The organism is Candidatus Limnocylindrales bacterium (genome assembly GCA_035559535.1).
GTDB lineage: Bacteria > Moduliflexota > Moduliflexia > Moduliflexales > JAUQPW01 > JAUQPW01.
In genome coordinates this window covers 17902-44589 of sequence record DATMBG010000004.1, presented here as the reverse complement: position 1 = coordinate 44589, position 26688 = coordinate 17902, and the positions used below count along the sequence as shown (strand labels likewise).

Genomic DNA, 26688 nt, shown 5'->3' with positions numbered 1-26688 from the left:
CTTTTCTTACAACGAATAACGGACAGCGGACAACAGATTAAAATATGGCATCTGTAAAATCTCTTTCCCGAAACACACGCATCTTCCAGGATTTAATATTAGGAACCGCGTAGGGCAAAATGCGCAGTGAGTAGTAGGGAGGTAAGACGGGGATACCGAGCATATCGCCCAAAGTAATAAACATGAACAAATGTTCTAAATACATGCGGGTTCTCAGGGCCGACATGACATGGCCGTGGGAAGCCATCCCATAAAGAACACCTTTTGCAGCTTTTTTAAAACTTGTTTTTTCAGAACCTTGTTCCTTTTCCTGTTCTTTTTCTTTATCTTTCTTTTTCCAAAACATGTTTAGTAGAAATAGGCTCTGGGCAGTAAACTGTGGACAGCTAGAAGTCATTCACTACCTGTTGCTCACTGCCTGCCACTCACTGATTTAAGCACTTTCCCTTGCCATGGCCGGCGTGGGTTCTGCCTTGAACCGAAAGTACGCCTTATAAGTATAGTAAGCCATTCTTAACCCTAAAAGGAACAACATAACACCTACGAGGATAAAGACGCTATTTAACAAAACCGATATGGTCGGATAGGGATAGGGTGCATCCGGGGAGGGTTTTGCTAAAGGTCCGGCTACTTTCAGCCCAAATTTGGCAAATTCCTCTATTCCCAGATAGCCCAGCACGGCTCGGGTGAAATCGTAAATTTCCCAGAGAAGTGCGGCCAGGGTTGTTACAATCATAAAGGTTGCCGGAATTAAAGTGTAAATACTTGGGCTTTTGACTCTGGCAAGATGAATGGTAATAAGCATAATGGCCAATCCAGCCAGGAGTTGGTTAGCCCCTCCAAAATATAACCAGAGGTTGATCCAGCTTCCCGTAATGGCGAAGATCCAGGGGATGAGGAGTCCGACAAAAGTGGCCGGATATTTTTGTCCCAGTATATTTTGGCCAAAAACTTCTGCCGAAATGAGTCGCCAGAATCGGGTTACTAAAGCCTGGACGGTTAAAGCATAAATGACCAGAACCACACCAAAATAGGTGGTAAGAAAATTCCTTACGGCCTCTCCGCCTCCAAAATAAGCCGAGGTTAATTTAACAGCTCCATAAACCCAAGATCCGATGTTACGAACTCCCCCTGCCGCCGCAGCCGCTACCTTCATTTCATCGTTGGTTAATACCATATAACAGGCTACCGAGGCCAGGGCCAGTAATCCTTCTGAAAGCATAGAACCTGCTCCCACCGGATGGGCGTCCGTCTCGATATCCAACTGTTTGGAGGTGGTCGAGCTCCCAACCAGACTATGCCAGCCCGATATGGCTCCACAGGCAATAGCCACAAAGAGAATAGGCCACAAAGGTCCTACATTGGGGTCCGGGTAAAATCCTTTAAAAGCGGCCTGTACCAGGGAAATATTCGTTATCGGAGAAAGAAGAGCTCCGATCAAAATCAGAATAATGGCTAAGTAAGTGGGGAAAAAGGATACGTAATTAACTGGCTGGATAAAGACCGGCATAGGAAGGATAGAACCAGCAAATAAAATCCCACAGACTACCACAGCCCAGAAAGCAATGGTCCAGCTCCCTAGGAAGTTTGAGGGTATGGGTAACAGTCGTCCCAGAAAGATGCTTACCACGATAAGAGCCAGCGCAAGAATCGTTACCCGAACCACGTTGATTCGATATTTGTAAAGGAGTCTTCCAGCTAAAATCCCCGTTGCAAAGATGCCAAGGGTCGCTACAAAGGTGGTCGGAAAGATATTCCAAAAGGTCGCAATCAGGTAGATAAACACGGCGGAGATAATGATCATGTAAAAGAGCAGAAAACCCAGTAGAGTATTTCGTCCCTTAGGTCCCGTTAACTCGTAGCTGATAGGTCCAAAAGACCGACCTTCGTTTCGAACTGAAACCATAATTGCCCCATAATCCTGGAGCCATCCAATGAAAAAATTCCCCAGGATAATCCAGATTAAGGCCGGTAACCATCCGAACGATAAAGCTACAAAAGGACCTAAAATTGGACCCAGAGCGGCTATACTCTTAAATTGATACCCCCACAACACATACTTGCTAACCGGGAAGTATTCAACCCCATCCATATACATATGGGCCGGAGTCGTCCGCTTTGGATCCGGTTTCCATACCGTCCGATCATACCACTTCCCATACACCCGAAATGCAATCCCATAGGCAATGATTGCAAGGACAACAAATATGAAAGGATAACTGGCCATATCCCTCCCTCCTGCTTAAGGTTTGGCTTTAGTTATTTATTAAATAACCTAACCGGTTTCCCTCCCCTATCTTAACAAGAAATTTCAGAAATTTATGATATAAAACTTATCACCTGGTTTGTCATCATGTCAAGCAAAACTAAGGAGATTTGAAAGATTTAATTGACTCTTTAAAGAAATTTTTATAAATTACTGTCCCAGTAAGGGTAATTTTTATATCCCTTCGCTTTAAGGATATCTAATTACCCGCAAGTAGCTCCAGGCTTGCTCCGACAATTTATAAGATATTTCCAGGGGGAAAGGGGAATCAGGGTCATTTGCCTGTAATGGCAGATGGACCGTATACTTCCCTTACAAACCCGCCATGAACGATCAGGGTATTCATCTGATTCTTGTTCGCCACGGAGCTATAGGGTCCTCAGGATCACAACCTTACTGGGGACAGAAAGATATGCCTTTAAATACCGCAGGTCTCCAACAAGTTGAAAAATTGGTTAGAGGCCTTCAAAATTTTAAATTTCATGGGATCTATACCAGTGACCTCCAGAGAGCTATACAAACCGCCGAACCCATCGCCCGGGTTCGGGGTTTAACCCTGCAAACTACCCCCGCTCTTAGAGAACTCCATTTCGGTGAGTGGACCGGATTAACTTATCAGGAGCTTCTGGAGAGAGATCCTGAGACCTATGAGAGGTGGTTGCAGAGGCCTCTGCAGATTCGACCTCCAAAGGGTGAAAGCCTGAAGGAATTAAAGAACCGGGTGTTGACCTGGTTTTATGCCATGCTAAAAACCCATAATCCAGATGAAACCGTCCTTCTGGTCGGGCATTCTGGTTCGCTTAAAATGATCTTATTTGAAGCCCTCAACTTGAGCCTGACTTCATTCTGGCGTATGGAATTGGGTCCTGCTTCCGTCAGCAGATTGACTTACTATGAAAATACCTGTGTGGTTCATACCTTAAATGATACCTGTCATCTTCGGTAGAAGGCGGGTGTGGGAGTGTGGGGAGTGTGGAAGTGTGGGAGTGTGGAAGTGTGGGAGTATGGAAGTGTGGGAGTATGGAGGTGTGGGAGTATGGAGGTATATTCTCCCTTCCACACTCCCATACTCCTACTCCCACACCCCCATACTCCCATACCTATTTCTATGGGTGAGTTAATTCTTATTTTAGGTGGTGCTCGAAGTGGAAAGAGTCAACAGGCTCAAAAATTAGCAGAAGCCCACGGGCAGAAGGTTTGCTATCTGGCTACCTGTATCCCAGGGGATGAAGAGATGCGGCAGCGGGTTCTCTGGCATCGAAAAAATCGCCCTTCCCATTGGAAAACTGTTGAGGAAGCCACGGAAGTTATCCCGGTTCTTGAAAAAGAGTCTCTAGATTCCGAAGTGATTCTATTAGACTGCTTGACGTTATTTATTTTTAACCTTATGGAAATTTATCCAAACGAAACAGAGGTTTTATCTCAGGTAAAACGTCTCTGCGAAACAACTAAAAAAATTTCACCAACGGTCTTGGTTGTTTCCAATGAGGTCGGGGGGGGAATCGTCCCGGAGAATGCACTGGCACGGAAATTCAGGGACCTGGCCGGACTGGCCAATCAGTTAACAGCCCAGTATGCCGATTCGGTTTACTGGATGGTCGCTGGAATACCGGTCAAGATAAAATAAGGGACGCGGGGACGCAGGACATGGAAAAAATCACTGAGAGAGGCTTGTCCCCGTGTCTCAGAATATCCATGATACGATTCCTGCTGGCACTCCAATTTCTAACTATCATCCCCCTTCCTGTAAGAGGAGAGATAACCGATAAAATGCTGGGAGAATCCCTGGTTTACTTTCCCCTGGTAGGGATTCTATTAGGGGGTATCTTAGTGGGATCTCATTTTGTTCTGGCTCTTTTCCTACCGGAGAATATCGTTTGCGTATTTTTACTACTCATCCTTATCCTCCTTACCGGAGCTCTACACCTGGACGGATTTGCCGATACGTTAGATGGGCTTTTCAGCCGGAAAAGCCGGGAGGAAATGTTACAGATCATGCGAGATAGCCGGTTGGGAACCATGGCGGTCCTGGGTTTGATTATTCTCCTTCTCCTGAAATACCAGTTGTTATATACCCTTTCGGGTAAGGGAATCAATGCCGCGCTTCTGCTCATGCCTCTGCTAGGACGCTGGGGAATGGCTGCAAGTGCCAGCCTGGCAAAGTATGCCCGGTCCGATGGAGGAGTTGGGAAGCCTTATACAGAATATGCCGGACTTCGGGAATTTATAATAACCACCGGTCTCACCTTTTTAGGTGTGGTTCTGGTAGGGAGAATCCGGGGGATACTTGTTTTTATATCTGTTGCGATTCTGGCCGGAATCCTTTTTCACTTTATATCCAGAAAATTGGGGGGTATGACGGGGGATACTTACGGAGCCTTAGGGGAAATTGTAGAAGTTGCCGTGTTATTGGGATATGAGATATTCGGTTAGGTAGATTGGAAATTTTTAAATAATCGAAAAGACCTCTGCACAGGGGATAAAATTCCCCTGGTTTCTGGGTGATCCCTTATAGATTTTTAACGGTTTTGATTTGGAGAAGTCGGGAACTGATCACTTTAATAACCTGAAGTCCAATGGCCGGGCGATCCATGAGGACATGCTGGAAGGCGGAACCCTGTAGAACCAAAACATAAACGGGGCCTTCTAAAGCAGTAACCGTTGCCGTTCGAGGAACTTCTCCGAGGACCCCGATCTCTCCGATACAGGTTCCTTCCTTCAACACATTAAGGACTTTCTTCAGCCCATTTTGGGAAGTATGGACTTCCACCTTGCCGCTAATTACAATATGAACTTCGTCTCCGGGTTCTCCTTCTTTACATAAATCTGTCCCCCTGGGGTAGATTCGTTCTTCTGCTCGTATGGCCAGTTCCTCTAAATCTTCGGGTCTCAACTGGGCAAAGAGCGGAACCTGATACAAAAGTGCCATCCGCTCGACCAGAATAAGAGGAGGTATGACTAAGGGATCCCTTTGGGAAGCGATAACCTGCTTAACCCAGTTTTGCACGAGGGGATGGTCATCTTGAAGACCTTGTTGTAAATATTCCCCGGTTAACAGACCCTTCTTCCGAAGGATACCCAAAGCCGTCTGTCGAACTTTCGGGTCCGGATTCTTGAGGGCCGGGATCAGAAATTCAGCAAAAGTCTTATTTTCTATGAAGCCACAGGCATAAAGAGCTGTAGATAGAAGATTCCCCTGAGCTTCAGCCAGTATAGCCGATAAAGTGGTTTCCAACGGGATCCCGGTACTTTGAGGAGTGGTACCTGGGGTCAGGTTTTCCAGAATAGTATCAAGATCCAGAAGGAGTTTTTCATCTTCGATTCCTCGCAAATCTTGAAGAACATCTCGGGTATTATCCAGATTTCTATTGGTTATGAGATCTCGTAAGCGCTCAACTTTAGACTCGTGGCCTAACAGGGAGAGTGTTTCCAGGATATTTTCAATCTCCCGAAAGATTTCTACACTTAGAATATAGCGCAGGTACTCTGTGGAGACATGGTGCGGGTGGGGAAGATCTTGCCGCCATTGATTTAAATTCTGAGCCTTATGAACATGTTCCCAAATTTGGGTCCACAGCGTTCCCCCTTTATCGGTGATCTGCTTTAAAATACGGAGATGGTCCTCTTGAGATATTCCATAACGTTGTCGAACCTCTTTAAAGAGGCTTTCATTCCCGGTACCACTCAGGATGTAGCCTTCCAGAATAGTTCGATAGTTCTCCAACTGGAAATTCTTTTCGATAGAATGCTCATAATTGGGATCAAATAACCTTCGATCTTCCTGGCTGAGGGAGGCTATGACGCGATCATGATCACTTTGTGAGATCCCTAACTGTTCTCGTAGTCGCTTTAACAAATTGAGATCCTCCTTGGTTGCGATCCCATCCTGAACCATCTCTCGAATCGCTTCCTTATAGGCATTGAGACGCTGTTTAAATTCTTTTTCTCGCTCGGTATGAACAAAATAGACCTCTCTTAAATCCTCAGGGGGGGGAGTATCTCCCCAGGTCCATCGCCGTAGGAATCCCTTACCGAAACGCTCCTGGATAAAATCTTTTTCTTGACGGTTAAGTCCTTTCCATAGCAGGGCGGTAGAGGTTACAAGGATAGCGAATTTGAGAATTTGATAAAAAAACGGATAGTTTTTGAATGTGGGAGCTCCGGCAAAGGTGTAGAAGAGGTTAAAAGCACAGAAAGAGGCCAGGCAGAGTAATTTATGTCGAATCGGATCCTTCTTCTCCTCAGCTTTTTCAGGATTGGACTTCCCTTTAAGGAGCAAACTCTCTAGAGCCAGGAAAATTCCGAAACTTACCAGGGAAAAAACCAGGAGGGTTAAAGGGGCTGCCAACCATTTAGGAATATAGGGGAAAAAGAACAAGCCCGGATCGGTTATTTGATCTGCCAGATTAAATTCTTGCGTCCAACGTCCGCTAAAATAATACGTCCAGGTTCCCACATATAAATAATAGTATGTATAAAATCCCAGTACGAGGCCTGGAAAGGCAAAGTAAGCAAACCTTTTTGAGGTTTTGGTTTTTTCCTTCCAATAGTTATTCTCCAGGTCAATATCGGGACAATCCTTCTTACAAGCTGTACACGGTCTGCAAGCTGAATTGGGCTGATCTTTCAGGTTATTGGGTTCACAGTAAATCTTCTCGATCAACCCCACCGGACAGATAAAATTACACCAGGTTTTTCCGGTATAAAACAGCCCGGTTAGAAAGGCTGCGACGGCCATAAAAATCAGAAAGCCGGAAAGCCAATAAATATCTGCATTGGTAAAGAGAAGTCGAAGGGTTAGGGCCAGAAACATAAATCCAAAGGTAAGGTAGTAGTAATTTTCCTCAAACCAGGGAGGAACTTTCGGCCTTTTACTGCGAGGAATTTTCTGGCCTAGTTTGGTAAAGAAGGCAAGGGGGCAAATATCTCGCCAGGTGTGGTACCCTACCAGGACAATAAAAAAAGGTAGTGAGGCAATAACCACCGTCCAGACCAGGCGTGGCCCGTCCGGTGATAAGAGCGTTAAAGGAATAAGACCCACAAAGACCATCAGAGCTATCCCATAGATAGCCAACCAAAAAGGTCCGGATCTATTTGCCGATATAAACTTCACAATAGTCGTAAAATCTTAAGGAGATAAATTAAGCAACTTATCTTAACCATCTACGTCTAAACTGTTAAGATTACCGTATACAATTCATATACAATTTAGGTTAGATGCTTAAAAAACTACCCAAAGTTTACACCATGGAAATAAAAGGTGTCAAGCTCTTTTCGCACCTTTCAAGGTCTTTTCTATTTTTTATTAAAATCCTAAGTACTCTCTTTTGCCCGTCAGGGGGTTTCAATAGAAATAGAAATTTCTTATAGAAAATTTAACATACTTTTCTTTTATAGGAATTAATGTAGATGAGAAGCCCATTATTGGAATATAAATCCATAAAATAAAATTTCCCTATAAGGTAATAAGGAAGATTTTGTAAAAAAATAAGAAAAGTCCTAAGAAATTTAACTGAATTTCAGTGGGGAACTTCTTATGAAATACGTTACATAACGTTAGGAATTTTTTTACTCTGGGAGAAAGAGCTTTCCCGGAAAATATCATAAAAAGATTTCTTTTTGTCTTTTTTTAAAGACAAAAGGGGAATGGGTCGAGGTAGATTTTGCGGTTTCGAGGAATTCTTAGAGGGAAGAAAATTTCCCATGTCCGGTATAAAAATTGGATAAAGTGCCTCCTTCCTTCATTCAAATCTACCTCAAATCTTTGACAAACTGTTTTTGTAACTTTTCCCCTGTTTGTCTTTATAAAAGTGTGGGCATCTTGCCTGTAAAACAATTACTTCAGGGCTTAGGTTAGCCCCTTTGAGATCGGAGTCTGAGAACGAGTACTGAACAGGTTATGGCTCTTAAAAACTGGCATGGTTATTGCTTTCAAAAACCTTGATTCCTTTCCCGGTGGGGAGGAAGGGAGGAAACTGCTAACTCGCCAGGAGGCCCGGACCCCTGTAAATCCGATAAGAGACAGGAATTTTAGCATTTCAGGCAGGTTTATGAATTTAATAAATTCCTCAACAAATTAAATTTAAGAGATAGAAGACCAAATTGGTTAAAGAATTACTCTATTTTTACAGTTTTTAACGGTTAATCTGAGAAGGGGGATGAAGAATCAAGGAAAGCAGAAGGAGTGGAGAAAGCGAGGGGCCTTCTGCTTTTTTTTCCTCATCTTTGTGGGAAAAAATCTATAACCTGCGAAAAAATACAAAAAAATACCAAAATATAAAAAATATATATGTAAATTTAAATTTTAAAACAAATCCAGCTCTAAAGATAGGCTTAAAAATTTCTTTAAGCTGGTATTTTATCACAAAGGGTGCTTCTATACGAAATTAAAGTGGGTAAATGAAATTTTTTCATGTATTATTATTCTTAAAGGATAACTTGAGTCTCAATCCGATGAGAAAGAAAATATTACCGTCATTCTTCCTGTATAAGTTTTTATTGTGACCTTTGGAGATTGTTTAAATCAATCATCCCGATTTAGGATAAAGATACGGAGGATAGGAACAGAAAGTAAAAAGTTAGAAAGTAGAAAGGAATTCGTCGATTCCCTGCTATCTAACTGGATCCTTTCTGGGAAAAAATCTACAAGTTTAAAATTTTTATGGATTATGTGTTCGTTTATAAAGGGGATAACCTTAATAAAGCCGAGAATGTTATCTCGATAGATCCACGAAAACCCATCTCCATCGGAAGACATGATTTTAACGACATTCATCTTCCAGATCCCTCGGTTTCAAGATTTCATGTGATATTCTTTCCGAATCCAGAGGGTCATTATTATTTCCAGGATCTGGGCAGTCAAAATGGTACCTATATCAATGGAAAGAAGAGAGATTATGGGATCGTAAATGAAGAAGACCGGATCGGTGTAGGAAATTATACGGTGATTTTTCAAAAGCAGGGGAAAAAAAGCCGGGTAGAGAAGTCTTACTTAACCATTATGGCCGATGAAAATGAGAATGATCTTATGAAAACGGTTCATTTTTATGCCCTTTCTCCCGAAAGACAAGAAGAGGTAGAAATGTTAAAGGGGGATCCCGAAGGGCTTTTACTACTTTACCGACTCAGTCGTTTTGCAAACCTGACCCTGGATATGGAAGAAGCTTTACAGGGGATCGTTGAAGAGCTGGCTAAATTCCTTCACCCGGGTGCCGATCACGACCCTTCCCTTCGGATATTTATTGTCTTATTGGAGCCGGGAGGGGCTAACCTGACCTGTCTGGCAAAATTTCCTTCCGAGGAAGGCGAAATAAAAGTCAGTCAGACCATTATTCGACGTCTTCTCGATGAAAGGAAGGCTCTGATGGTGATGGATGCCTCGGTAGATGAAAGATTTAAAACAAATGGGGTTCTCCCCGCCGGAAGTATCCTGGGTTTACAGATAAAATCTGTAATTTGCATTCCTCTGGAATGGGATAAAGAAATCCAGGGATTCCTCTATTTGTCCAGCTCACAAAAGGGTCTATTTGGAGAAAGGGACTTAAACCTTTTAAACCTGATCAGTGCAGATATTTCTGCTCTGATAGAGAAGGATTTAGATTATCGAGCCATCCGAGATGAAAAAGCCCGGCTTGAGAATAAACTTGAAATGGAAGGTACCATCATCGGGGTAAGCCCGGGGATCAGGAACATTTTGAAAACTATTGAAAAACTTGCAGATACCGATGTCAACGTTTTAATAACCGGGGAAACAGGGACCGGGAAGGATTTGGTTGCCAAAGCTATCCATCAGAGTTCTAAAAGAAGAGGAAAACCCTTTATAGACGTAAACTGTGCCGCCATCCCGGAAACCCTCCTGGAGAGTGAATTATTTGGAGTTATAGCCAACTATCCTGGACTTCACAACAAGGAGGCCCTTAAGGGAAAATTTGAACTGGCCCATGGAGGGGTTGTGTTTCTTAATGAGATTGGCGAGCTTCCGCCAAAACTCCAGGCCAAACTCCTTACCGTTTTGGAAGAAAAGAAAATTTGGCCGTTAGGAGGTACTCATCCGATTCCTGTGGATATAAGAATCCTGGCAGCCACCAATCGAAACCTCCAACAGGAGGTCCGAGAGGGCCGTTTTAGAGAAGATCTTTATGAACGGTTAAATACCTTCCCCCTTCATTTACCCCCCCTGAGGGAAAGGAAAGAAGATATTCCGCTTTTAGCCGGTTATTTTCTTTATAAATTACGACAACAATACGCCAAGAGGATCTCCCGCTTTTCCAACTCCTGCATGAAATCCCTCACCTTATATGACTGGCCGAGAAATATTCGGGAATTAAAAAATGCCATCGAAAGAGCGATAATTCTCACAGATAAGTCAGTCATCACTCCAGAGTTCTTTGATTTCAAGGTTAAGAAAGAGACCAAGCCTAAATCCTTAAGGGAAGTAGAAAAGGAACATATTCTACGCGTGCTGGAATACACTCAGGGAAATAAGGAAAAAGCCGGTCATATCCTAGGAATTTCAAAACAAACCCTTTATAACAAAGGGAAAGAGTATGGTCTTCCAGGATTTGAAGAAAGCGTCTAGAAATTGGACACTTCCCGACTTCCATCTATGAATCCCTAGAGATGAAAAATAAGAAAAAACTCCTGTAAGTTAAGAATAATTAAGCTGATTTGAAATTAGAAAAACCTTGGCATTAAGATTGCCTTAGATCAGAACAGAGAAATGGAAGCTAAAAATCAGGTTATCGTGGTACGGAGGCATATAGAATGAAATTCCAAAAGATCTATACCAAGAATGGATTTTTAATCCTGTGGTTGGTCAATACCCTTATTCCCATCCTGTCCTTTTACATGGCCATATGGATGAGAAGCAAGATCTCTTCCTCGCCCTATGTGCCGAAGGGATCTATCCTCCAGAATGCCATTCTTTTTACCTTATTAAGTCAGTATTTTTTCTATTTATTTGACCTTTATAATTTCAGGATAAAACTCAGCACCCTGAGTTTGTATAATTTCAGGGTCAAACTGGGTACCCTTAGTTTAATTCTGGGTATTTCTACTTCCATTATCATTGCTTTAGGTATTCTGGGAGTAGGTTATTACTTTATCCCTTCTTTAAACCAGAGTAAAAGTCTTTTAGCTTTATCCGGTCTATTTACCATCATTTTGATCAGCTCTTGGTGGTTGATCTACGATAAAACCATACGGGTCCCTCAACGAATTTTGATTGTAGGTTCCTCGGAGATCGGAGAAACCATTGCACGGGAAATTCTTTCAAATCCGGATATGGGCTATCAACTCATAGGTTTTGTAGATGAATTCTCCATGCAGGGTTATGCGGATCAGGAAAATAAGCCTGATATCAAGGGGAATCGATTTAACACCGCCTGGATGGCCCCTACCCTGGGAACCCTGACCGAGTTGAATCAGGTTATCAAGAATACGACCCCGGATGTGATCGTGGTGGCTTTGGCGGAACGGAGAAAATTTTTTCCAATGGAAACCCTACTGGATTATAAGCTACGGGGTATGAAAATCTATGATTCCATAGATTTTTACGAACAGCTCACCGGTAAAATTCTGGTTCAGGGACTTCGACCCGGCTGGTTGATATTTTCCGATGGATTTAAAAAATCCAAACTCAATGAGACTTCCAAGCGAGGTTTAGACATCGTGATGGCTACTTTAGGGCTTATTCTGGCGTCCCCGCTCATGTTCATTGTAGCCATTTTGATAAAATTGGAAAGTCGCGGACCTATCATCTTTTCCCAGGAACGGGTAGGACAATGGGATCGATCTTTCACCATTCATAAATTTCGTTCTATGATTCAAGAAGCAGAAGCTACCACAGGCCCTGTCTGGGCAACCGATAAAGATCCGCGGATTACCCGGATTGGCCAGTTCATTCGTAAGTATCGGATTGATGAGTTACCCCAACTCTTTAACATTCTCAAAGGGGATATGAGCCTGGTGGGACCGAGACCGGAAAGAGCCTACTTTGTAGAAATTCTCAGAAAAGAAACCCCTTACTATGCAGTCCGTTCAACGGTAAAACCCGGGCTTACCGGTTGGGCCCAGGTTAGTTTCCACTACGGATCCTCTGTGGAAGATGCCGTAGAAAAACTTCAGTATGATCTGTTTTATATAAAAAATCGGTCTTTGTTTCTAGATCTTGTTATCATTCTAAAAACCATAGGCGTGGTCTTGCTGGGGAAAGGCGCAAAATAATTTGCTTTTGACCCATGGATTTTATATCTTTAAATTAACTGCTGGTGTTAAATATTCTTCTCCAGGGTCTTATACACACTTTTTAAATCAACTTGCTTTCATCTTTTTAATTGAGGTAAGCATATGGATAAGTTAGAACAATTTAACCTCCAATATTATCTTCAATACGGTCTTTCGATCCTTTCCCGTCGTCGCTGGTTATTTTTCTGGTCTTTTCTCTCAGTACTTTGCCTGGCTACCGGAGTAAGTTTTTTTATCCCGGAGGCTTATCAAACCAGTATGACGATCCTTATCGAAAGGGATTCAATTATTAACCCCTTAACAAGGGGTTTAGCCACAACCTCGGAAATGCAGGAGCGGTTACGTACAATCCGCCAGGGAATTTTAAGTCGCCCTATCATTGAAAAGGTGATCAAGAAATTAGATCTGGATAAGGAAGTTCACACGCCTGAAGAGCTGGATGCTTTAATCAAAAAGATACAAAAGCATTTAGATATTAACATTCGGGGGAGTGATTTGTTTACCGTCAGTTATACGGGAAGCGATCCGGTTATGGTGAAACAGTTAATCGATACCTTAACGACCCTGTATATTGAGGAAAATATCAGTGCAAAGCGATCGGATACTTATCAGGCCTTTGATTTTATCAATGAGCAATTGCAAATATATAAGAAAAAGCTGGAAGAATCCGAAAAAACCCTTCGGGAATTTAAAGAAGCAAACCTTAAAGATTTGCAGTATAGAACTTCGGTAACTTCGGTGACCCAGTCCGAAGGGGGATCCAAAGAAGTACAGGTCAACAGTGGTCCTGTAGTTGGAGGGTTACTGGGTGGGGGAGCCCAAAACGCTAATCTGGCTAAGTTAGAGCAATATCAAAACAGCTTAAATGAAGTGGAAATGTCCCTTAAGCCTCTTTACACAAAGCTGGAGACGTTGAAAAAACAGCTTGCAATGGAAGACCCTGTCATTATTACCCCATCTACCTCGGCGTCTCCAGCTATATCAGATCCTGCTCAGATCCGATTGAAGGAATTGGAAAATGAATTGGCTACCCTGCTAACCAAGTACAAAGATCAACATCCCGATGTTATCCGGGTAAGGAGTGAGATTGAGGAAGTTAAAAAACAGGTGCGGAATACAAGGCCTGATAAAAGCCCTACCATAAATTGGAGTACGGCTCAATTCAACCCCGTTTATCAGAATCTCTCTCAAGAGATAAGCAAGACGGAACTGGAGATCAATACCCTCGAAAGACGTCGGGATGATCTTCAGAAGAAAATCGAAGAGTATAATGTGAAGGTCAAAACCATTCCTACCATAGAACAGGAATATATAAGATTAACCAGAGATTATAAGGTAAATGAGGATATCTACCAGATGCTTCTGCGGCGTTTGGAGGAGGCTCGTATCTCCAAGGAACTGGAAGTTAAGGAAAAAGGGACTACCTTTAAGATCATTGAACCCGCCGTTGTTCCTCTAAAACCCAGTAGTCCGAGTCAGTTACTGGTTATCCTGATGGGGCTTATAGGGGGGTTAGGAACCGGTTTGGGAGCCATTGTTCTAACAGAGGTGACTTACCGTCCTTTCAACGATCAAAAGGAAGCAGAAAGTTATTTAGGAGTTCCGGTTCTGGCTACCATTCCCCGGATCCTTACCGATGAGGATATTCGATGGAAAAAGAGATCCTATCGGATCATGGCTATGTTATGCAGTCTTTATATTTTATTAACGGGAACGGCTATCGCCTGGCAGACTTTTTACAAGAATTCTTCCTATCGGGAAGCTATTCAGAAAAACTATCAGAATTTACCTGGATTTATTCAGGATGCGTTGGAACCGCTTAGAAAAATTTCTTCTAAATAAGGAGCTTGAATTATGAGCAAAATCGAAGAGGCCTTAAAAAAAGCAGCCCAAGCCAGACAACTCCAAAGAATTGATTCTACCTTAACCGATCCGGAATCTATACAGGTAATGCCGCCTTCTAAAAAACCCCTGGAGAAATCTCTCCTTTTACGTAATCGACTGGTGACCCTGACGGCTCCCCAATCCATCGAGGCCGAGCAATATAAAAAGCTGCGTACTCAAATCCTTCAGCGTACAAAATCTAATTTTCAAAATACCCTTATGGTTACCAGTGCCATCGCCGGTGAAGGAAAGACCCTTACCGCCTTTAATCTGGCCATTACCATTGCTCAAGGGGTTCACGAGACCGTTCTCCTGGTAGATTGTGATTTTCGCAGGCCTTGTATCCATAAACTCCTGGATATTGAATCCAGGTATGGTTTGTCGGATTACTTAACCAAGAATATTGATCTGGCTAAACTCCTGGTGAAAACGGAAATTAACAAGCTAACCATTCTTCCAGCGGGTCAAATGCCCCCTAATCCTTCTGAGTTGCTGGCCTCAGAGAAAATGAAAAATCTGGTTAAAGAGATCAAAAACAGATACCAGGATCGCTATATCATTTTCGATTCGGCACCCCTGTTACCGACCACAGACCCCAGTATCCTGGCCAGGCAGGTGGATGGGGTCATCCTGGTTGCCCAGGCCGGTCGAACACCCCGAGCGGATGTAGTTTCCGCTTTAAAACTCCTGGAAGGCATTAACGTTCTGGGAGTTGTGCTGAACAGCCTGGACGTCATTTCTCCCAATTATTATTACTATTACTATTAACTTTTTTATCAAAAACTTAAAGAATGGATACCCCCTATGTATAATCAATTTTATGGCTTTAAAGAAAAACCTTTTAAATTAACCCCAGATCCAGATTTTTTTTACCATAGCTCCGTTCATAGACAGGCTCTGGCTTATCTGACTTACGGGCTGGAAGATAAACAAGGGTTTATTGCTTTGACCGGAGAGGTGGGCTCTGGAAAGACAACGGTTATTCAGGTTCTTTTAAATAGCTTAAAGGATACCACTAAAGTCGCTAAGATTAATAATACCAATGATCTAACCTCCCTTCAGCTTTTGGAGATGATCGTTCGGGATTTCGGTTTGACTATCAAAGGGGGCTCAAAAACAGAATTGCTAGAAAGTTTGAATCGGTTCTTGCTGGAACAACATGCCTTGGGGAATTATGCGCTACTGATCGTCGATGAAGCTCAAAATTTCACAACAGCTCTGCTGGAAGAAATTCGACTCCTCTCTAACTTAGAAACCAGCAAGGAGAAGTTGTTACAAATCATTTTGTCCGGACAACCCGAGTTAGCCCATAAATTGAGGCAACCCGAATTGAGACAGTTGGCTCAGCGGATTACCGTCACTTTCCATATGACCGGTTTAGATCGAAAAGAAACCGAAGGCTATATTCACTACCGCTTACAGGTAGCCGGCTGCCAAAATAAAAATCTCTTCACATCGGAAGCGATCGATCATATTGCCGAATTTTCTAGAGGAATTCCCCGAATGATTAACAATATCTGTGACGCCGCTCTGCTTACCGGCTTTGTCAGCGAAAAAAGGCAGATCGACGAAGCCATTGTCCTGGAAGTCATCGAAGAGTTAAAGGCCGTTCAAAGTCCCCTTAAGGAGACCCGAGAACTCTCCACTTCCAATACCCCGAAATACTCTCCGGAACCTTCAGGAGAATCCGTTAAAACCGGCCTGGAAGCTTTGCCGGTAACATCTTTACTTGAGAAAAAACTGGAAGAATTGGGGAGTAAACTGGAATCGGTTCAGAGAGCGGTTGAAAAAATAGAACAAACGCATCGTTTAGAACCGGCCCCGGAAACAGAATCCCTTCAAGAACAAAGAAATCTGTCGAAAACCCCATGGACCTGGAAAGACGATTTAGGAGAAGATGAGTTAATAGATCTTGAAGCCAGGGAAAAAACCCCTGTCCGGGAAGACATTTCAATGACGGACCGGATGCCCAGAATTGCGCAAGAGCTTATAACCAACAGTGCCCACTTCCCTCTGTTTGCTCTCTTGTTGAAAACCAATGTATATGGATTCCCGGAGTATTTAAAAAATAGGGCTAACCTGGTTATGTGGATTGGAACCCTTGCACAAGCCTGGTTTTTAGGTTCTTCGGATCGTCCCCTACACAAATTCCTGGGCAACTTTATTTCGCCGTTTATTTACTCGGGGGTTGGGATTATTCTCCAGGGGCTTTCGTTTATCCAACGGGCCGAGTCTTTAATATTCTGGATATATTCTGTGATTAATGGCTTCTTACAGGCCCTGCGTATCCAGGTCGGAAAAGAGGGCCAGAAGGTCGTCAAGTTCTTTGAGATCCTCCTACGGTTGGCTTTGATCCCTGCGTTTTATATCTTTTACGAAGTAGAGCGGAGGAGAGGGAGTATTACATGGAGCGCACTTCAGGAATTCTTCGCCGAACAAAACTCTCTAACAGAAGCTTTTAAGCGATTTCAAGAAGTAGTAATGGAACTTTTTAAAGATCCGATTTCTGCTTACTTGATTGAAGCCCTCTTTATCTTAGGAGTCCTGTATGGACTGAACAAGGTCTTGAAAGCCCAAAAGCAAATCTAGAAATCCAGATCGGACCGATGAAAATTTTATATCACCATCGTACCCAGGCAGAGGATGCCCAAGGTATCCATATTGCGGAGATTATAAAAGCCTTTCGAAATCTGGGCCATGAAGTCGAAGAGGTTTCGCTCGTCAAAATAAAAAGTAAGGAGGTTCAGGCTCCCAATCTTAAATTGCCCATGTCAAGAAGAAGTGATTTTTGGAGTTTTTTAACCCGGTTTTCTCCCAAGGCCCTGTATGAAGCCATGGAGATCGCTTACAATCTGATCGGCTATCAAAAACTCTCCCAGGCGATCCAGAAGTTCCAACCCGATTTCATTTACGAAAGATATGCCCTCTATACCTTTGCCGGAGTTCTGGCCGCTAAACGATATGGGATTCCTATCATCTTAGAAGTGAATGCTCCCCTGGCCTATGAGCAAAAGGTATATGGAAAGTTGATTTTCCCTAAGCTTGCAGAGTCCCTGGAGCGCTGGATCACTTCCCATACGACAAAAACTGTGGTGGTTTCAACCCCCCTCAAGAAGCATTTAACTGGTTTAGGGGTTCCAGCCTCTCATCTAGAGGTGATTCCCAATGGAATAGACCCGGAGCAGATTCATCCTGGTATTTCGGGTGAAGGGGTACGTAAAAAATATCATCTGGCAGGTAAAGTAGTCCTTGGCTTTATAGGCTGGTTTAGAAAATGGCATGGGCTTGAAATGTTACTGGAAGTCATGGCCGAAGATTCTTTTAAACAAACCCCTGTTCATCTTCTTCTCATCGGGGAGGGTCCGGCCTACGACTCTCTTCAAAAATATGTGAAGGTGCATGCTCTGTCCGATCGGGTTACCTTCACAGGACCGATTCCTCATCAACAGGTTGCTGCCTATATGGCTGCTATGGATGTTGCGCTACAACCCAGTGCCACCCCTTATGCCTCTCCTATGAAATTATTTGAATATATGGGCATGGGAAAAGCTATTGTGGCCCCTAAGCAAGAAAATATCGAAGAAATTCTGATTCACAATGAAAGCGGAATACTCTTTGAACCTTCTAATAAAAAAGCTCTGGAAGAAGCTATCCTGAAATGTGTACAGGATGCCTCCTTCCGAAGACGAATCGGCAGCAGGGCTCGGGAGCAAATCTTCGAGAGAAAATATCTCTGGAAAGAGAATGCAAAAAAGGTCATCCAGCTTGTTCAAAAAGCTATATGAAGATAGAATTCTATACAGAATCCAAAAAAGTCCTATGGGACGAGTATGTCCAAAGATCAGATAAGGCCACTTTTTTTCACCTGACAGGATGGAAACGGGCTATGGAGAGGACTTTTGGTTACCGGTCTTTTTATCTCCTGGCAGAGGTTAACGGTCAAATAAAGGGAATTCTGCCTTTGTTCTTAACCAGGAACCTTTCCTTTCATAAGGCCCTTATATCCCTTCCCCATGCCGCTTATGGAGGCATTTGTGCCGATGATAAGGATACAGAAAATCTACTTCTGGAAGAAGCCAAAAAATTGACCCAACGGGAAGGAGTCGATTACCTGGAGTTAAGGAATATAGAACTGAAACACGCCGATCTTCCAACTAAAGATCTCTATGTCACTTTTCAACAGGAGTTGTACCCAGATCCTGAGAAAAACATGGAAAGTATCTACAGAAAAACCCGAACGATGATTCGTCAGGGTATTAAAAATAATCTGCAATCGGAAATTGGAAGAGACCATCTGGAAGAGTTTTATCATATTTTTGCCTCCAGCTATCATAACCTGGGGTCGCCGGTTTATCCCCTCCGCCTGTTTAAAATTCTCCTGGAAGAATTTCCCGAGACCTGCAAGATTCTGGTAGTTAAACATGAGGGTAAAATCCTCTCCGGGGTGATGACCTTCCTTTTTAAGAACCAGGTCCTTCCCTATTACGGCGGGGCTCTCAAGGAAGCCTATGACCTTAAAGTCAACAATTTTATGTATTGGGAGCTCATGAAATATGGAAGTGAGCACGGCTATAAGATCTTTGATTTTGGGCGGAGTAAGAAAGGGTCTGGGTCTTTTGACTTTAAAAAACACTGGGGAATGGTCCCCCAACCGCTTCATTATCAGTATTACCTGAATCGCTCTCAGCAGATTCCCGATATTAATCCCTTGAATCCTAAATATCAAAGGAAAATCGACCTTTGGAAAAAACTTCCTTTATCTGTAACCAAAGCCCTGGGTCCGTTGATTGTGAAATATATCCCCTAACCGTCGAATAGCCTTTATAAATAATAAAAGGTAAAGAATCCATGAAGATTTTGTTTATTGCCCATCGGATACCTTATCCCCCTAATAAAGGGGACAAGATCCGATCCTTCAACGAAATCAAGTATTTATCCGAAAGGCATTCCATCTCCTTGATGTGTCTGGCAGATGAAGCCAGCGATCTTACCTATAAGGATGAGCTAAAAAAATATTGTGAAAACGTAGAGGTTGTGTTTTTGAATAAGCGTTATGCCAGGCTTAAAAGTCTGATTTCCTTGCCTTTGGGAAAACCGTTATCTTTACCGTATTTCTTCTCTAAAACATTGCAACAGAAGATTGACCGAGAACTGAGGGATAACTCCTACGATCTGATCTTTGTGTTTTCTTCTGCCATGGCGCAATATGTCCTGCCTGTCTGCCATATCCCGAAAATAATGGACTTTGTCGATGTAGATTCTGAAAAATGGCTACAATATGCCCGGTATACCCCCTTTCCCTTCTCGGCCATTTATAAACTTGAGGGAAAACGCTTGCGAGATTATGAAAAGTTCATTGCCCAACAATTCCAGCAGAGTATTTTCGTATCGGAAAGTGAGGCCAATTTGTTCAGGAGCTTTTTCGGCCCGGTAGGAGCCACCTCTACCTCATCGGATTCTATCCCGGCCATCTCTGCTATTTCCAATGGCTTAGATTATCATTATTTCAAACCCATGCCGGAACATCGTGAAGCAGCTTCCCTGGTGTTTACGGGAGCTATGGATTACCTGGCTAATGTCGATGGAGTCCTTTATTTTCGGAACGAAATCTTGCCCAGGATAAAAAAGGAAATTCCCGAAGTCCGATTTTATATCGTGGGCATGAATCCCGTTCGAAAAATACGGAGACTCGAAAAAGAAGATCAAAACATCGTGGTGACGGGATTTGTGAAGGATACACGACAATATCTTTCCAAAGCAACGGTGTTTGTAGCTCCCCTACGAATCGCCAGAGGTATTCAAAATAAGGTTCTGGAAGCCATGGCTATGGGTATTCCCGTGGTGGCCACCTCGGTGGCCTTCGATGGGATAAAGGCGATTCCGGGTGAGGCCCTTTTTGTGGAAGATGACCCTCAAGAATTTGCCAGTAAGGTTATCCGACTCATAAAAGATCCTCTTTTACGGGAAAAGATATCCCTTCGGGCAAGGGAGACTATTGAAGCCCAATATGATTGGACTCAAAGCATGAATCATTTGGAAGAGATATTAAAAGGATTGATCAATGGGGAGAGAAAAATGACTAAAATTTACGTTCACCTATGAAAATGAAAGCCTTGAGAAAATCACAGTTCAGCGTTTGGCTGGATAATCCCAGGACAGGATAGATAAAATCACTTAATGAGGAGATTTAAAAATGGGTAGGATCTGGAATAAAATAATTCATTTCATCAAAGAGCCTCACTTTCCGTTCTTTTTATTGTCGTTCATTAGAAAGATTTCACCAACCCTGGCCCGTTTCTTGTTGTATGGTCGATATAATCCCAATACTGAAGCTTATTGGAACAAAAGATATAAATCCGGGGGATATGACGAAGAAAAATATGGGCCCTTGCGTCGGGAGATCATAAACTTAATCCCTATAAAATCCAGAGTGCTGGATGCAGGATGTGGAACCGGTACCTTCATGGAAATGCTCAGGAATCAAAAACTTTGTAACTGTATAGGAATTGATATATCTGAGGTTTCTATGCAAATGATCAAAAAAAAAGGATTTCAAGGTTTCAAGTGTGAGCTTCCAAATCTTCCATCGGATCTTGAAGAAAATAGCTTTGATGTCTGTACCATTATAGAAACACTGGAACATCTCTCCAATCCCCAGGAAACGCTTAAAAGCCTTTATAGACTTCTAAAAGAAGATGGCTATCTTGTTATCGCAGTTCCAAATGATTCTATGAAACCCGAAGAGTTCGATGAGCACGTAGCTTCGTTTAATGCCCGAAGCTTACAAGACCTGGTCAGCAATTATTTTAAGGTGGATACACTCCTTTCAGTTGAATCCTTTGGGCATAACTATCTGGTCCTGAGGGCTAGAAAGGCATCTTTATCTTCGACTTAAAAAGAAACCTTAATCCCGATCATCTTTATTTAACTTAAAAAAAGAGGCTTCCATGGGTTTAAAAACTAAGACCATAAACGCCTTTCTGTGGGTATCTTCAGCCAAAATTGTTAATCAACTGGTTTCATGGCTGGTTACGGTTCTTCTTGCCCGTCTTTTGCTACCCAGTGATTTTGGATTAATCGGGATGGCCTGGATCTTCATAGGATTTTTAGACTTAATGAACGAACTGGGCGTTGGCGCGGCTATTATTCAGAAGAAAAATCTGGATGAAGATGATTTGAACAGTACTTTTTGGATTTCTGTTCTTTCAGGTCTGTTCTTTTACTTAACGGCCTTTCTTTTGGCACCTGGGGTTGCCATCTTTTTTAATAATGATAAATTAACTTCCGTTTTACGGGTATTGTCCCTGGTCTTTATTATCGGCGCCCTTAAAACTATTCCTTTCAACTTGCTTACCAAAGAATTAGCCTTTGCTAAAAGATCCATCGCAGAATTCTTATCCGTGCTGATAGGAGGGATTTTCTCGGCTACCTTAGCTCTCTTAGGAGGGGGTGTATGGAGCATTGTATACGGAACTCTTTTACAAAATTTGATTCTAAGTGCTCTAGCCTTTTATTTCGCTCCTTGGAAGCCAAAACCTGTCTTTCTTTTGGAGAAAGTTAAACAGTTATTAAGCTTTGGGGTCTCTATCGCAGGCTCTCGCGTGCTCTGGTATTTTTATACCAGTTCGGATTCTCTGATCATCGGTAAGTTTTTAGGAGATAAGCTTCTAGGGTTCTATGCTATGGCGTTTCAATTGTCTACCATGCCGGTTCAGAAGATAACCGCCGTCGTTAATCAGGTCACCTTCTCAGTTTTTTCTAAACTTCAAGATGATAAGGAAAATTTGAGAGTTTATTTCTTAAAAATCACCCGGTTTATTTCTTTAATAACCTTTCCCTGCTCCGTGGGCCTGTTTTTGGTGTCGGAGAGTTTAATCAAAGTAATTTTAACGGAAAAATGGTTACCCATCCTGACCCCCTTTAGGATCTTGTGCCTTATGGGATTACTAAAATCTGTAGATGCCATCATTCCGTCTCTTCTCATGGCAAAGGGTAAACCTCAGATTTTATTTAAGTACACCTTCCTTTGTTTCATTTTCTTACCCCTTTCATTTTTAATCGGAGCCAGATATAGTATCGCAGGAGTTGCCTTTGTATGGATAAGCGTATATCCCCTCTTATCCATCTATCTATTCAAACAGGGATTGACTGAGCTGGATCTCTCTGTGGCCCATTATATGCAAAGTTTATTTCCGGCCATCTTTACTTCCGCAGGGATGGTCCTGGTAGTTTTAATTTTCCAGTTGGCTGATAAAACCCTTTACAATAGAAGTGCCCATTTTACCCTGATCGGAAGTTGTATACTGGGAGTCACAAGTTATTTGACTTTTCTTCTCTGGTTTCATAAGTCTATTATAGAGGAAGTTCGCGATATTTATGATTCCCTGAGATGGACCGGTTCGCAACCTAAACTCTAAAGAAGGAGGGATGGTCATGAGTAAAACTTTCCTTACAAAGATTTCTATCCTCTCCCTGGTGGAGATACTCGTTATTGTCCTCTCGGGTTTCCCTTTGGTTCAAGCCCAGGGGATAAGGAGTGATCGTAACGCCACCGGAACTTTGATAAATCAGGATTATTACACCGCTAATTTCTATCCTGAAGTCAAAGGTCTGCTTAATTTAGTTGAGCGTTTTCATCTCGATGAGAAGGTCTTTAGTAATATTCGCACGGGATATTTTGGACCTGCAATTACAGATCTTGAATATACCTTGGAAAAATTTCCTAATCATCCGGTTGCACTCCAACTTCTAGGATCTGTAGCTAAATTAACTAATGCTCCGACCTTGGGCATTGTCTATTACAAAAAGGCACTTAGCTTATATCCGCAATATGCTTTTACCCATGCTCAGTATGGATCGTACCTGGTAGATATTGGCAAAATTGAGGAGGGGATAGCCGAATTGAAACAGGCCATAAAAATGGACCCAAAGCTGGCGCCGGCCTATGCGTGGTTATCCAAAGCCTACTATAAAAGTGGTAATATGGAACTGGGCCGTCAGGCTGAGCAGCAGGCCAAAGAGCTGGGCTATAGAGCCGATATGCCGGTGAAAACTCAGTCCATAAAGATCCAGTCAGAAGACATTCAATCTCTGAAAATTCAACCGGAGGGAACTTCATCCGAGAAAACCAAACCCGAAGAAGGTAAAAAGGGTAAACCGGATCAAAAGAAAAAGTCCGAACAACAGAATTGATTTAATTGAAAGGGCTGCCATGAGTGGAATCTGCGGAATTGTTTTTAATGATAAAAATAACCGTTTGAGCCAAGGAGATGTATTATCCCTGGTTCAGGCGTTAAAAGTGTCGGAACAGGGGGATAGCTTTGCAACAACTTTAGAATCCGTAGGGATAGGAGCTCAAGGGTTTCCAGGACGTCTGACGGGAATAGCGGAAAGGGAGTTACAGGGTCAACCCCTTGTAATGGCTTTTCATGGAACCCTTTACAATCTAAAGGATTGGGTTCCTGCAAAGAACCAGAGTACTGAAGTTATTTCAGAATTACTGATGTTATATACAAAAAAAGGAATGGACTTTTTACAAGGGCTTCGTGGAGAGTTTTCCTTGGCTATCTGGGATGGCCGCAAAGAGGCTTTGTACCTGGCTACCGATCGCTTTCGGGTTCACCCCTTACTTTACTATCAGGATTCAGACAAGCTGGTCTTTGCCTCTCGAATGAAAGGGATCTTAGCCTGTCCTTTTCCTATAAAACGGACCATACATCCCGAAGCCATTGTAGAGGTAACCGGTGCTTCCATCATTCCGACTCCGAAGACGATTTTCCGAGAAGTAAAAAAGCTTCCCCCAGGCTACTTCCTGACCTATCAGAGAGGAGAAGTCTACTTAGAACCCTATTGGGAGATTCACTTTCGGCTTCCTTCCACAGCCATCGAATCAGAGCTGGCCAAAGAACTCAAAACCCGTTTTACAGAAGCCGTCTCTGTTCGTTTGGAGGTAGACGGAATGTCAAATCAGATTGGAACCTTTTTGAGTGGAGGGGTAGATAGTAGCACGGTCACGGGGGTCCTGACCCAACTGATTCAGCATCCGGTTAAGAGTTTTTCCATCGGATTTGAAGAGCAACGGTTTAATGAAATCAATTATGCCCGGATTGCGGCCAGGGCCTTTGGAGCCAAACATTATGAATATTTTGTATCCCCTCGGGATGCTTACGATGCGATTCCCATTCTGCTGGAAGGATTTGATGAACCCTATGGCAATGCCTCTGCCATCCCAACCTACTTTTGTGCTAAAATGGCTCGGGAACAGGGAGTTGATATCCTGTATGCCGGAGATGGAGGAGATGAGCTCTTTGCCGGAAATGAGCGCTATGCCACCCAACGCCTCTTCGAGTACTATTCTATGATTCCAGGAGGGTTCCGGGAATTCCTGATAAAACCGCTGGTCTTCGCATTGGCCGATAGATGGAAGTGGGATCTTTTTTTAAAAGGAAAAAAGTATATTCAACGGGCCAGTATCCCTTACCCGGCCCGCCTCTCCTCCTATGGATTTTTCCAGGTTATTCCGTTGGCAGAACTGCTGGAAGATAGCCTGCTGGAAGCGGTTGGAAGAGATTATGATCTTTCAGCAACCGTTAACTCCTGTTATTTTCAGGCACCTGCACGAAGTGAGCTGGATCGCCAACTCTATATCGATTTGAAATTGGCCATCTCCGATAACGATCTTTTTAAGGTCACGCGAATGACGGAAGCCGTTGGAATAACCGTACGTTTTCCCTTCCTGGATCATATTCTGGCCGAATTTGCCATGAGGATCCCTGCCTCTGTCAAAATGCGGGGAAGACAACTTCGATCTTTCTTTAAGAAAGCTTATTCGGATTTGCTTCCTCCAGAAACCCGGGCCAAGAAAAAACATGGCTTTGGACTTCCTATTCCTGTTTGGCTCCGAACAGATAAGAGACTTAATGAGATGATGCAGGACCTGGTCCTGAGTCCCCGAAGCATCCAGCGAGGTTATTTTAAGAAAAGAACTTTGGAAAAGATGGTCGAACTCCATAAAACCGATGAAACCTCTTTTTATGGAACGGCTCTCTGGAATTTAATGATCCTGGAGTTATGGCATCGAAAAAACATAGGGTCATGAAGCTAGAACCCTTGAACCTTTGTAGTTTTAACTCTCAGGAAGGTATCTGGAGAAGGTCTTTTATTTTTGAGATGGTCTCTGGTAGGTAACCCGATTCCGGATATGCAGAAATTTCTATCCAGATGTAAAAAACAGATGTGGAAACTAGTGGCGGCTTTCTGCTTCTATTCCCCTATGCTGGGGTGGATGAATCGTTTAAGTAATCACTTTCAATTCAGGAAAGATACCCGATTTGCATTTCCTTTTATTAAAAAACGGCAGTTCAGAAACTTTCAGATCCTGGTTTATCATAGGGTAAATAACGAATATGATCCCTTTTTTCCGGCTGTTCCCACAGAAATTTTTGAAAAGCAAATGGAGTATCTGGCCACGCATTTTCGGGTATGCTCTTTGGAGAATGTAATTGAAATGGCTAAGAAAAAAGATATTCCCGATAATACCGTAGTTATCACCTTTGATGATGGCTATAAGGATAACTACTGGAATGCCTTTCCGATCCTTAAGAAACTGTCGCTGCCGGCCACCATCTTTTTAGCCACCGACTATATTGGTTCTGGAAAAGTTTTATGGCATGATGTGGTTTTCGCCGCTTTTCGAGAAACCCAAGAACCTTTTCTGGCAGGATATGGAATTAATTTAAAAGATTATCCCTTGAGAACCATCGAGGAAAAGCGTTTTGCCCATGGACAAGTCTTGAATTTTTTACGTGCCCTGGAGGATCATGAACGATCTTTGTGGATTCAACGTCTGATCGAAAAACTTAAGGTTACCGGTAAAAAAGATGCGACTGATCTTATGCTGAGCTGGGAAGAAGTAAGAATCATGCAGCAACAGGGAATATCTTTTGGATCCCATACGGTAACCCATCCTATTTTATCCAGATTGCCGGCTGATAAGGTCAGAGAAGAAGTCTTAAAATCAAAAAAAATCCTCGAAGCACAGTTGGGGGTACCTGTAAGAACCTTTGCTTATCCCAGTGGAAGAAAACAGGACTTTACAGAAATTACCAAAAATATCTTAAAAGAAGCCGGCTATGGGTGTGCCGTCACCATGATATTCGGTACCAATGAGCATGACCAGGATTTGTTCGAATTACGAAGGGGGATGCCCTGGGAGAACCACCTTCCTACCTTTGCCGTGAAGTTGAATTGGTATAAGCTTTACCCAAATTAGATCAAGAAAAAGAGAAACCTTT

At 42.8% G+C, this 26688-nt stretch carries 19 protein-coding genes; 16 read left to right on the top strand and 3 right to left on the bottom strand.

From position 1 onward, the window contains the following. Positions 1-37 precede the first annotated feature (37 nt). Together VNM22_00960 and VNM22_00955 are read right to left on the bottom strand one after the other, a co-directional pair. Positions 38-346, bottom strand: coding sequence for a hypothetical protein (locus tag VNM22_00960; protein HWP45704.1), 309 nt, complete (start codon positions 344-346; stop codon positions 38-40). An 87-nt stretch (positions 347-433) separates the two neighbouring features. Next, on the bottom strand, positions 434-2227 hold the full coding sequence (locus VNM22_00955; GenBank protein ID HWP45703.1) for a carbon starvation CstA family protein: 1794 nt from the start codon (positions 2225-2227) through the stop codon (positions 434-436). A 364-nt stretch (positions 2228-2591) separates the two neighbouring features. Between VNM22_00955 and VNM22_00950 the strand changes: the two genes are divergently transcribed. The 3 genes from VNM22_00950 (at position 2592) to cobS (ending at position 4699) form a co-directional block, all read left to right on the top strand. Then, positions 2592-3212, top strand: a complete 621-nt coding sequence (locus VNM22_00950) for a histidine phosphatase family protein (protein HWP45702.1) — start codon at positions 2592-2594, stop codon at positions 3210-3212. A gap of 9 nt (positions 3213-3221) precedes the next feature. Further along, positions 3222-3893, top strand: a complete 672-nt coding sequence (gene cobU / locus VNM22_00945) for a bifunctional adenosylcobinamide kinase/adenosylcobinamide-phosphate guanylyltransferase (protein ID HWP45701.1) — start codon at positions 3222-3224, stop codon at positions 3891-3893. 68 nt (positions 3894-3961) lie between these two features. Beyond that, positions 3962-4699 carry an adenosylcobinamide-GDP ribazoletransferase gene (gene cobS / locus VNM22_00940; protein ID HWP45700.1) on the top strand — a complete coding sequence of 246 codons (738 nt, stop codon included), beginning with the start codon at positions 3962-3964 and terminating at the stop codon, positions 4697-4699. A gap of 76 nt (positions 4700-4775) precedes the next feature. On the opposite strand, the gene VNM22_00935 is transcribed toward cobS, so the two are convergent. After that, positions 4776-7379 (bottom strand): cyclic nucleotide-binding domain-containing protein, encoded by a 2604-nt coding sequence (locus VNM22_00935; protein ID HWP45699.1) that lies wholly within the window; start codon positions 7377-7379, stop codon positions 4776-4778. A gap of 1548 nt (positions 7380-8927) precedes the next feature. On the opposite strand from VNM22_00935, the gene VNM22_00930 reads away from it, so the two are divergent. The 13 genes from VNM22_00930 to VNM22_00870 all read left to right on the top strand — a co-directional run bounded on the left by VNM22_00930 (position 8928) and on the right by VNM22_00870 (position 26666). Further along, a complete protein-coding gene (locus VNM22_00930) occupies positions 8928-10844 on the top strand; it encodes a sigma 54-interacting transcriptional regulator (GenBank protein ID HWP45698.1) in 1917 nt (638 codons plus the stop codon). Between the two features lie 185 nt (positions 10845-11029). Continuing rightward, entirely contained in the window at positions 11030-12490 is a 1461-nt protein-coding gene (locus tag VNM22_00925; GenBank protein HWP45697.1) for a TIGR03013 family XrtA/PEP-CTERM system glycosyltransferase, read from the top strand. A gap of 123 nt (positions 12491-12613) precedes the next feature. Continuing rightward, complete coding sequence (locus tag VNM22_00920) at positions 12614-14353, top strand: GNVR domain-containing protein (protein ID HWP45696.1); 1740 nt, start codon at positions 12614-12616, stop codon at positions 14351-14353. Positions 14354-14365: 12 nt separating this feature from the next. After that, positions 14366-15163, top strand: coding sequence for an XrtA-associated tyrosine autokinase (locus tag VNM22_00915; protein ID HWP45695.1), 798 nt, complete (start codon positions 14366-14368; stop codon positions 15161-15163). A 36-nt stretch (positions 15164-15199) separates the two neighbouring features. Beyond that, entirely contained in the window at positions 15200-16984 is a 1785-nt protein-coding gene (locus tag VNM22_00910) for an XrtA/PEP-CTERM system-associated ATPase (protein ID HWP45694.1), read from the top strand. 17 nt (positions 16985-17001) lie between these two features. Continuing rightward, positions 17002-18180 (top strand): glycosyltransferase family 4 protein, encoded by a 1179-nt coding sequence (locus VNM22_00905; GenBank protein HWP45693.1) that lies wholly within the window; start codon positions 17002-17004, stop codon positions 18178-18180. Beyond that, positions 18177-19202, top strand: coding sequence for a FemAB family XrtA/PEP-CTERM system-associated protein (locus VNM22_00900; GenBank protein ID HWP45692.1), 1026 nt, complete (start codon positions 18177-18179; stop codon positions 19200-19202). The genes VNM22_00905 and VNM22_00900 overlap by 4 nt, the downstream gene beginning before the upstream one ends. 41 nt (positions 19203-19243) lie before the next feature. Then, positions 19244-20497 carry a TIGR03087 family PEP-CTERM/XrtA system glycosyltransferase gene (locus VNM22_00895; GenBank protein ID HWP45691.1) on the top strand — a complete coding sequence of 418 codons (1254 nt, stop codon included), beginning with the start codon at positions 19244-19246 and terminating at the stop codon, positions 20495-20497. 91 nt (positions 20498-20588) lie between these two features. Beyond that, positions 20589-21290: a class I SAM-dependent methyltransferase gene (locus VNM22_00890; protein ID HWP45690.1), complete on the top strand. Its 702-nt coding sequence runs from the start codon at positions 20589-20591 to the stop codon at positions 21288-21290. Between the two features lie 52 nt (positions 21291-21342). After that, the gene (locus VNM22_00885; GenBank protein HWP45689.1) at positions 21343-22812 is read left to right on the top strand and encodes an MOP flippase family protein; all 1470 of its coding nucleotides are present in this window, start codon (positions 21343-21345) and stop codon (positions 22810-22812) included. A 16-nt stretch (positions 22813-22828) separates the two neighbouring features. Further along, positions 22829-23587, top strand: coding sequence for a tetratricopeptide repeat protein (locus VNM22_00880; GenBank protein ID HWP45688.1), 759 nt, complete (start codon positions 22829-22831; stop codon positions 23585-23587). Between the two features lie 19 nt (positions 23588-23606). Further along, positions 23607-25493, top strand: coding sequence for an asparagine synthase (glutamine-hydrolyzing) (asnB, locus tag VNM22_00875; GenBank protein ID HWP45687.1), 1887 nt, complete (start codon positions 23607-23609; stop codon positions 25491-25493). Positions 25494-25679: 186 nt separating this feature from the next. Further along, positions 25680-26666: a polysaccharide deacetylase family protein gene (locus tag VNM22_00870; protein ID HWP45686.1), complete on the top strand. Its 987-nt coding sequence runs from the start codon at positions 25680-25682 to the stop codon at positions 26664-26666. Positions 26667-26688 lie beyond the last annotated feature (22 nt).

Excerpts from the sequence above, each read along its gene's own strand:
- VNM22_00960 (HWP45704.1), bottom strand. The coding sequence starts at position 346 with ATGTTTTGGAAAAAGAAAGATAAAGAAAAAGAACAGGAAAAGGAACAA.
- VNM22_00955 (HWP45703.1), bottom strand. The coding sequence starts at position 2,227 with ATGGCCAGTTATCCTTTCATATTTGTTGTCCTTGCAATCATTGCCTAT.
- VNM22_00950 (HWP45702.1), top strand. The coding sequence starts at position 2,592 with ATGAACGATCAGGGTATTCATCTGATTCTTGTTCGCCACGGAGCTATA.
- cobS (HWP45700.1), top strand. The coding sequence starts at position 3,962 with ATGATACGATTCCTGCTGGCACTCCAATTTCTAACTATCATCCCCCTT.
- VNM22_00930 (HWP45698.1), top strand. The coding sequence starts at position 8,928 with ATGGATTATGTGTTCGTTTATAAAGGGGATAACCTTAATAAAGCCGAG.
- VNM22_00925 (HWP45697.1), top strand. The coding sequence starts at position 11,030 with ATGAAATTCCAAAAGATCTATACCAAGAATGGATTTTTAATCCTGTGG.
- VNM22_00920 (HWP45696.1), top strand. The coding sequence starts at position 12,614 with ATGGATAAGTTAGAACAATTTAACCTCCAATATTATCTTCAATACGGT.
- VNM22_00915 (HWP45695.1), top strand. The coding sequence starts at position 14,366 with ATGAGCAAAATCGAAGAGGCCTTAAAAAAAGCAGCCCAAGCCAGACAA.
- VNM22_00910 (HWP45694.1), top strand. The coding sequence starts at position 15,200 with ATGTATAATCAATTTTATGGCTTTAAAGAAAAACCTTTTAAATTAACC.
- VNM22_00905 (HWP45693.1), top strand. The coding sequence starts at position 17,002 with ATGAAAATTTTATATCACCATCGTACCCAGGCAGAGGATGCCCAAGGT.
- VNM22_00900 (HWP45692.1), top strand. The coding sequence starts at position 18,177 with ATGAAGATAGAATTCTATACAGAATCCAAAAAAGTCCTATGGGACGAG.
- VNM22_00895 (HWP45691.1), top strand. The coding sequence starts at position 19,244 with ATGAAGATTTTGTTTATTGCCCATCGGATACCTTATCCCCCTAATAAA.
- VNM22_00890 (HWP45690.1), top strand. The coding sequence starts at position 20,589 with ATGGGTAGGATCTGGAATAAAATAATTCATTTCATCAAAGAGCCTCAC.
- VNM22_00885 (HWP45689.1), top strand. The coding sequence starts at position 21,343 with ATGGGTTTAAAAACTAAGACCATAAACGCCTTTCTGTGGGTATCTTCA.
- VNM22_00880 (HWP45688.1), top strand. The coding sequence starts at position 22,829 with ATGAGTAAAACTTTCCTTACAAAGATTTCTATCCTCTCCCTGGTGGAG.
- asnB (HWP45687.1), top strand. The coding sequence starts at position 23,607 with ATGAGTGGAATCTGCGGAATTGTTTTTAATGATAAAAATAACCGTTTG.
- VNM22_00870 (HWP45686.1), top strand. The coding sequence starts at position 25,680 with ATGAATCGTTTAAGTAATCACTTTCAATTCAGGAAAGATACCCGATTT.